The sequence below is a fragment of the Streptomyces sp. NPDC056948 genome (assembly GCF_042674225.1).
Classification (GTDB): domain Bacteria; phylum Actinomycetota; class Actinomycetes; order Streptomycetales; family Streptomycetaceae; genus Streptomyces; species Streptomyces purpurascens.
In genome coordinates this window covers 1-7556 of the sequence record NZ_JBHUQX010000434.1, presented here as the reverse complement: position 1 = coordinate 7556, position 7556 = coordinate 1, and the positions used below count along the sequence as shown (strand labels likewise).

Genomic DNA, 7556 nt, shown 5'->3' with positions numbered 1-7556 from the left:
GCGGTCGGCACGCCGGGTGCCCTTTCGGCGTCCGCCCTGAAGATCACCGGGAGACACCCGGAGATCGCCGGATGCGCCCGGCCATGTAATTACCTAAACTAAGAAAAACAACTGCTTCATGGTGCGCCGGGAAGTCTGGTCGGCATGCGTTCAGCCCTGCCCACCGACCGGAGGTCTTCCCCGTGACCGCGCCCCGCTCCACCGCCCCTCGCAAGGTCCTCGGACGGCTGTCGCTGCCCGAGCGGACCTATGTGGCGGACGCGCTGCGCACCGAGACCGTCGGCGGTGTGCTGCTGCTCGCCGCCGCGGTCACCGCACTGCTCTGGGCGAACATCCCCGCGCTGCACGACAGCTACGAGAACGTCGCCCACTTCCATCTGGGCCCGGCCTCACTCGGCCTCGACCTGTCGGTCGCGCACTGGGCCGCCGACGGGCTGCTGGCGCTCTTCTTCTTCGTCGCCGGGATCGAACTCAAGCGCGAACTCGTCGCGGGCGACCTGCGCGACCCCAGGGCCGCAGCGCTCCCGGTCGTCGCCGCCCTGTGCGGCATGGCCGTACCGGCGCTCGTCTACACCGTCACCAACGTCACCGGCGGCGGCTCACTGGCCGGGTGGGCCGTGCCCACCGCCACCGACATCGCCTTCGCGCTCGCCGTGCTCGCGGTCATCGGCACGTCCCTGCCGAGCGCGCTGCGGGCCTTCCTGCTCACGCTCGCCGTCGTCGACGACCTCTTCGCGATCCTGATCATCGCCGTCTTCTTCACCGCCGACCTGAACTTCGCCGCGCTCGGCGGCGCCGTGGTGGGCCTGGCCGTCTTCTGGCTGCTGCTGCGCAAGGGCGTACGCGGCTGGTACGTGTACGTGCCGCTCGCGCTCGTGACCTGGGCGCTGATGTACAACAGCGGCGTCCACGCCACCGTCGCCGGCGTCGCCATGGGCCTGATGCTGCGCTGCCACCGCAAGGAGGGCGAGACCCACTCCCCCGGCGAGCACATCGAGCATCTCGTACGCCCCCTGTCGGCAGGTCTGGCCGTGCCGCTCTTCGCACTGTTCAGCGCGGGTGTCTCCGTCTCCGGCGGAGCGCTCGCGGACGTGTTCGGCTCGCCGGAGACCCTCGGTGTCGTCCTCGGGCTGGTCGTCGGCAAGGCGCTCGGCATCTTCGGCGGGACCTGGCTGACGGCCCGATTCACCAGGGCCTCGCTCAGCGACGATCTCGCCTGGGCGGACGTGTTCGCGGTGGCGAGCCTCGCCGGCATCGGCTTCACCGTCTCGCTGCTCATCGGCGAACTCGCCTTCGCCGGAGACGAGACGATGACGAACGAGGTCAAGGCCGCCGTGCTGCTGGGCTCGCTCATCGCCGCCACGCTGGCGACCGTCCTGCTGAAGATACGGAACGCCAAGTACCGCCGTCTGTGGGAGGACGAGGAGCGCGACGACGACCTCGACGGCATCCCGGACGTCTACGAGGAGGACGACCCGGCGTACCACCTGCGCCTGGCCGCCCGCTACGAAGCCAAAGCCGCGGAGCACCGCCGGATCGCCCAGGAGAAGGCAGCAGCGCGCCACGAGCTTGCCGAAGTACCGGGCGGGGCAGGCGAGGACCACGACGGTCCGGCATGATCTGACGAGACGGTACAAAAGATGGAGAGGGAGACACCGCGATGAGCGCACCCGACGGCAGCCCGGTCGGCGCCGAACGCAGCATCGGCCAGCTGTTCGCCTCGGCGACGGCGGAAATGTCGGCGCTGGTGCACGACGAGATCGCGCTGGCGAAGGCGCAGCTCAAGCAGGACGTCAAGCGCGGCGCGACCAGCGGCGGGGCCTTCTCGGCAGCCGGCGCGGTGCTGATCTTCTCCCTGCCGATGCTGAACTTCGCGCTGGCGTACGGCATCCGCACCTGGAGCGACTGGAACCTCGCGATCTGCTTCCTGCTGTCCTTCGCGGCGAACGTGCTCGTCGCGGTCGTGCTGGCGCTGATCGGCGTGACCTTCGCGAAGAAGGCCAAGAAGAGCAAGGGCCCGCAGAAGGTCGCCGCCTCGATGAAGGAGACCGCGGTCGTCCTGCAGAAGGCCAAGCCGCACCCGCGTCCGGAGCTCCCGCAGGACCGGGTCCCCGAGGCCATCGAGGCTGTGGCACGCTCGTCGTCATGACGGACCCCGCCACACCTTCGGCACAGCCGGCCTCGGCCGTTCTCCTCGACCTCCCCGGCGGCAGGAAGGTGAGCCACCGCGACGTCGCCGCCAACGGCGCCCGCTTCCACATCGCCGAGGTGGGCGACGGGCCGCTGGTGCTGCTGCTGCACGGCTTCCCGCAGTTCTGGTGGACCTGGCGGCACCAGCTCGTGGCGCTCGCCGACGCGGGCTTCCGGGCCGTCGCCATGGACCTGCGGGGCGTCGGGGGCAGCGACCGTACGCCGCGCGGTTACGACCCCGCCAACCTCGCGCTCGACGTCACCGGCGTCATCCGCTCGCTCGGTGAGCCGGACGCCGCGCTGGTCGGCCACGACCTGGGCGGATACCTCGCGTGGACGGCCGCCGCGATGCGCCCCAAGCTGGTGCGGCGGCTGGCGGTCGCGTCCATGCCGCATCCGCGGCGCTGGCGCTCGGCCATGCTGCGAGACGTCAAGCAGACGCGCGCCGGTTCACACATCTGGGGGTTCCAGCGGCCCTGGATCCCGGAGCGGCAGCTCACCGCCGACGACGGGGCGCTCGTGGCGGAGCTGATCCAGGACTGGTCCGGGCCGCGCCCGCCGGAGGAAGAGGCCCTGGAGACGTACCGCCGCGCCATGTGCATCCCCTCCGCGGCGCACTGCGCGGTCGAGCCGTACCGCTGGATGGTGCGCTCCCTGGCCCGCCCGGACGGCATCCAGTTCAACCGCCGCATGAAGCGGCCCGTGCGCGTGCCGACCCTCCATCTGCACGGCTCGCTCGACCCCGTGATGCGCACACGCAGCGCGGCCGGATCCGGCGAGTACGTCGAAGCCCCCTACCGCTGGCGCCTGTTCGACGGTCTCGGGCACTTCCCGCACGAGGAGGACCCGGTCGCGTTCTCCTCGGAGCTCATCAACTGGCTCAAGGATCCCGAACCCGATCGGTGACCGGACGACCCCGCCCGGTATCCGCACGTGAACGCTTGTCCGACGAAGCGCCAATTGCCTGGCGCATAGGCCAATTGGGCGCTCCGGGAGCGGTTATCGACCATGAGGCGGGGGCACACGTCGGGGTATGGGCTGGACGCACGACTACAGTGACGCAAGCCGCAATCGCCGCTCGGCGGGCGGTGCGAACCCCCACCATCGAAGCGGCGCACCGCAGATGGTGACCGCGGATCCCCGGGTCGGGATCCCGCGCATCCTCCGCCGCCGGGCCCGCTGGGTCTCCGTACGTCTGCGCCACACCCGGGACTGAGGCGCCACCCGCGCGAGTGACGCCCCGACCACTCCACCGCAGGGCCGCTCCTAGAGCGCGCAGCTGTCGCTGTCCACCTGCTGGTTGGCGGTGCGCCCCTTGGTGATGTCCTGTTGGATCTCGTCCACGGTCAGCGCGTACCCCGTCTCGGCGTCGTCGAGGGACTTGGCGAAGACCACGCCGTAGACCTTGCCGCTCGGGGTGAGCAGCGGGCCGCCGGAGTTGCCCTGGCGGACGGTCGCGTAGAGGGAGTAGACGTCGCGGCGGACCGTGTCCCGGTGGTAGATGTCCGGGCCGTTGGCCGTGATGCGGCCCCGCACGCGCGCGGCGCGCACGTCGTACGCCCCGTTCTCCGGGAAGCCCGCGACGATCGCGCCGTCCCCGCTGGCCGCGTCCTCGGTGGTGAAGCGCAGCGCGGGCGCCTTGAGGTCGGGCACGTCGAGTACGGCGATGTCGCGCCGCCAGTCGTAGAGGACGACCGTGGCGTCGTACTTCCTGCCCTCGCCGCCTATCTGCACGGTCGGCTCGTCGACGCCGCCCACTACGTGCGCGTTGGTCATCACACGGCGGTCGGAGAAGACGAAGCCGGTGCCCTCCAGGACCTTGCCGCAGCTCGGGGCCGTGCCCATGACCTTGACGATGGAGCGCTGGGCGCGGGTCGCCACGGGGCTGTTGGCCAGGGCCGGGTCCGGCGGCTGGACGTCGGTGATGGGCTCGTTCGAGAACGGGCTGAAGACCTGCGGGAAGCCGTTCTGCGCGAGGACGGAGGAGAAGTCCGCGAACCAGGTGGCGGCCTGGTCCGGCAGTGCCTGCGAGACGCCCAGCAGCACCTTGGAGTTGCGGACCTCCTTGCCCAGCGTCGGCAGTGTGGTGCCCGCGAGGGCCGAGCCGATCAGCCAGGCGACCAGGAGCATCGCCACGACGTTGACCAGGGCGCCGCCGGTGGCGTCGAGGGCCCGGGCCGGGGACCAGGTGATGTGCCGGCGCAGCTTGTTGCCGAGGTGGGTGGTGAGGGCCTGGCCTACGGAGGCGCAGACGATGACGACGACGACCGCGACGACGGCGGCGGTCGTGTTCACCTCCGCGTTGTCCGTGAGCGCGTCCCAGATGACGGGCAGTACGTAGACCGCGACGAGACCGCCGCCCAGAAAGCCGATCACCGACAGGATGCCGACGACGAATCCCTGGCGGTACCCGACGACCGCGAACCACACGGCAGCGACCAGCAACAAGATGTCCAGCACGTTCACGGAGGCCACCCTGTCATGCGCGCCAGTCGAGCGGGACCTGCTTCTCGCGGTCCCAGGGCCGCTCCCAGCCCGCGAAGTGCAGCAGCCGGTCGATGATTCCGGCCGTGAAACCCCATACAAGGGCTGATTCGACCAGAAATGCCGGACCTCGGTGGCCGCTGGGGTGGACGGTGGTGGCGCGGTTGGCGGGGTCCGTGAGATCCACCACGGGGACGGTGAAGACCCTGGCGGTCTCGTTCGGATCGACGACCCCGACCGGGCTCGGTTCGCGCCACCAGCCCAGCACCGGGGTGACGACGAAACCGCTGACCGGGATGTACAGCCTGGGCAGGACGCCGAAGAGCTGGACACCGGTGGGGTCGAGGCCGGTCTCCTCCTCCGCCTCGCGCAGGGCGGCCCGCAGCGGGCCGTCGCCCCGCGGGTCGCCGTCCTCCGGGTCGAGGGCGCCGCCGGGGAACGAGGGCTGGCCGGCATGCGAGCGCAGGGAGCTCGCGCGCTCCATGAGCAGCAGCTCGGGTCCGTGCTCGCCCTCCCCGAACAGGATCAGTACGGCGGACTGGCGCCCGGCGCCGTCCTCCGGCGGCAGGAAGCGGCTGAGCTGCCGCGGCCTGACCGTCTCCACGGCGTGCACCACCGGGTCCAGCCAGGCCGGCAGGCCCTCCTTGCTCGGCGTCAAAGGCCCGCCCTGTGTGTCGCTCGCACGCGTCATCGCCACCCCCGTCGTCCTGCCGCTTCCAACGCGCGGCGGGTCCGAGATCGTTCCGCGAACGACCGCGATCCCCCGTTCGGGCAGCTCATCCGGCCCCCAGCGGCGGCGCCGGCTTGCCGCCCGCGTCCAGATACGCCTGCGGGGGCCGCAGGCGCTGGCCGGGGAAGCCGCCCTTCTCGTACTTGAGCAGCTTCTTCGCCTTCTCCGGGTCGGTCTCGCCCTCGCCGAACGCCGGGCAGAGCGGGGCGATCGGGCAGGCACCGCAGGCGGGCTTGCGGGCATGGCAGATACGGCGGCCGTGCCAGATCACGTGGTGCGAGAGGTCCGTCCAGTCGCTCTTCGGGAAGAGCGCGCCGATGGCGGCCTCGATCTTGTCCGGGTCGGTCTCGCCGGTCCACTGCCAGCGGCGCACCAGACGCTGGAAGTGCGTGTCCACGGTGATGCCGGGCCGCCCGAAGGCGTTGCCGAGCACGACGAACGCGGTCTTGCGGCCGACGCCGGGCAGCTTGACCAGGTCCTCCAGCCGGCCCGGGACCTCACCGCCGAAGTCCTCCACCAGGGCCTTGGACAGCCCTATGACCGACTTCGTCTTGGCCCGGAAGAAGCCGCACGGGCGGAGGATCTCCTCCACCTCCTCCGGGTTGGCGGCGGCCAGGTCCTCGGGGGTGGGGTACTTGGCAAAGAGGGCGGGTGTCGTCTGGTTGACGCGCAGGTCGGTGGTCTGGGCGGACAGGACCGTGGCGACGACCAGTTGGAAGGAGTTGTCGAAGTCCAGCTCGGGGTGGGCGTACGGGAAGACCTCGGCGAGCTCGCGGTTGATACGGCGGGCTCTGCGGACCAGCGCGGTGCGCGACTCGTCACCCGGCGGGTGGACGACGGCCTTTGCGGGGGCGGTGCCCTTGACGCGGGCTGTGGCCTTCTTGGGCGCGACGGTGACCTTCTTGACGGCAGGAGCCTTCTTCACAGATGGCGCTTTCCTCGCAGATGCCGCCTTCTTCACAGATGCCTTCTTGCTCGCGGCCCCGGCCTCAGTGGCGGCAGCCTTCTTGGCGGCGGCCTTCTTGGCAGCGGGCTTCTTGGCAGCGGCCTTCGTGGCGGCAGCCTTCTTCGCCGGCGTCGACTTGCCTGAAGGCACCGCCCTCTCTGTCGCTTTCGCCGTTTTCCTACCGCCATCGGGGCTCTGTTCGCCCACAGCGGAATCGCGACGTACAACCACCCGCGCAGCCCCCTCGGCCTGTGCTCTCACCGGCGATTTGGACACCCGGCCAGCCTAAGGCGTGACACTGACATCTGCCCCGGGCCCCGAAGATCGGCGTCCAATTGGACCCCTGCCGCGTACCCCGGGACACCTGTGCGGCATCCTTGTGACAGATCACACTGTTTGGACCGTCCGGCAAAATGGGCACCACGGTGCCTTGATACAAGGGGGATCCAGGTCCCCTGAGCAGGTCGACAAGGAGAGAACTCGTGGACGACGTTCTGCGGCGCAACCCGCTCTTCGCGGCGCTCGATGACGAGCAGGCCTCGGAGCTCCGCGCCTCCATGAGTGAGGTGACCCTCGCGCGCGGCGACTCGCTGTTCCACGAGGGGGACCCCGGCGACCGCCTGTATGTGGTCACGGAAGGCAAGGTCAAGCTCCACCGCACGTCCCCGGACGGCCGCGAGAACATGCTGGCCGTGGTCGGCCCCGGCGAGCTCATCGGCGAGCTGTCGCTCTTCGACCCGGGCCCGCGCACCGCGACGGCCTCCGCACTGACCGAGGTCAAGCTGCTCGGACTCGGCCACGGCGACCTTCAGCCCTGGCTGAACGCCCGCCCCGAGGTGGCCACGGCGCTTCTGCGCGCTGTCGCCCGCCGGCTGCGCAAGACCAACGACGCGATGTCCGATCTCGTCTTCTCGGACGTCCCGGGCCGGGTCGCCCGCGCCCTGCTGGACCTGTCGCGCCGGTTCGGCGTGCAGTCCGAGGAGGGCATCCACGTCGTGCACGACCTCACGCAGGAGGAGCTGGCCCAGCTCGTCGGCGCGTCCCGCGAGACGGTCAACAAGGCCCTTGCGGACTTCGCCCAGCGCGGCTGGCTGCGCCTGGAGGCCCGCGCGGTGATCCTGCTGGACGTGGAGCGCCTCGCCAAGCGCTCGCGCTGACACACGCGCGCGTGCCGTACGTCATCGGGCCCCGTCTCCTCGCGGAGAC

Annotated in this window: 8 protein-coding genes; 5 read left to right on the top strand and 3 right to left on the bottom strand. The window is 70.8% G+C overall.

Features of this window, described 5'->3' with window-relative positions; translation table 11 throughout:
* Positions 1-182: 182 nt before the first annotated feature.
* The 4 genes from nhaA to ACFTZL_RS37310 all read left to right on the top strand — a co-directional run bounded on the left by nhaA (position 183) and on the right by ACFTZL_RS37310 (position 3406).
* Positions 183-1619: a Na+/H+ antiporter NhaA gene (nhaA, locus tag ACFTZL_RS37325; RefSeq protein ID WP_382592562.1), complete on the top strand. Its 1437-nt coding sequence runs from the start codon at positions 183-185 to the stop codon at positions 1617-1619.
* Between the two features lie 41 nt (positions 1620-1660).
* Positions 1661-2149: a phage holin family protein gene (locus tag ACFTZL_RS37320; RefSeq protein ID WP_382592559.1), complete on the top strand. Its 489-nt coding sequence runs from the start codon at positions 1661-1663 to the stop codon at positions 2147-2149.
* Positions 2146-3096, top strand: a complete 951-nt coding sequence (locus ACFTZL_RS37315) for an alpha/beta fold hydrolase (protein WP_382592556.1) — start codon at positions 2146-2148, stop codon at positions 3094-3096. The genes ACFTZL_RS37320 and ACFTZL_RS37315 overlap by 4 nt, the downstream gene beginning before the upstream one ends.
* Before the next feature lie 127 nt (positions 3097-3223).
* Entirely contained in the window at positions 3224-3406 is a 183-nt protein-coding gene (locus tag ACFTZL_RS37310) for a hypothetical protein (protein WP_382592553.1), read from the top strand.
* A gap of 50 nt (positions 3407-3456) precedes the next feature.
* Here ACFTZL_RS37310 and ACFTZL_RS37305 read toward each other — a convergent pair whose 3' ends face one another.
* The 3 genes from ACFTZL_RS37305 to nth form a co-directional block, all read right to left on the bottom strand.
* Complete coding sequence (locus ACFTZL_RS37305) at positions 3457-4656, bottom strand: MarP family serine protease (protein ID WP_382592550.1); 1200 nt, start codon at positions 4654-4656, stop codon at positions 3457-3459.
* A gap of 13 nt (positions 4657-4669) precedes the next feature.
* Positions 4670-5365 (bottom strand): NUDIX hydrolase, encoded by a 696-nt coding sequence (locus tag ACFTZL_RS37300; RefSeq protein WP_382592547.1) that lies wholly within the window; start codon positions 5363-5365, stop codon positions 4670-4672.
* Positions 5366-5450: 85 nt separating this feature from the next.
* A complete protein-coding gene (gene nth, locus ACFTZL_RS37295; RefSeq protein ID WP_382592544.1) occupies positions 5451-6500 on the bottom strand; it encodes an endonuclease III in 1050 nt (349 codons plus the stop codon).
* Between the two features lie 332 nt (positions 6501-6832).
* Here nth and ACFTZL_RS37290 point away from each other — a divergent pair, with 332 nt between their 5' ends.
* Entirely contained in the window at positions 6833-7507 is a 675-nt protein-coding gene (locus ACFTZL_RS37290) for a Crp/Fnr family transcriptional regulator (RefSeq protein ID WP_215119931.1), read from the top strand.
* The last annotated feature ends 49 nt before the right edge of the window (positions 7508-7556 follow it).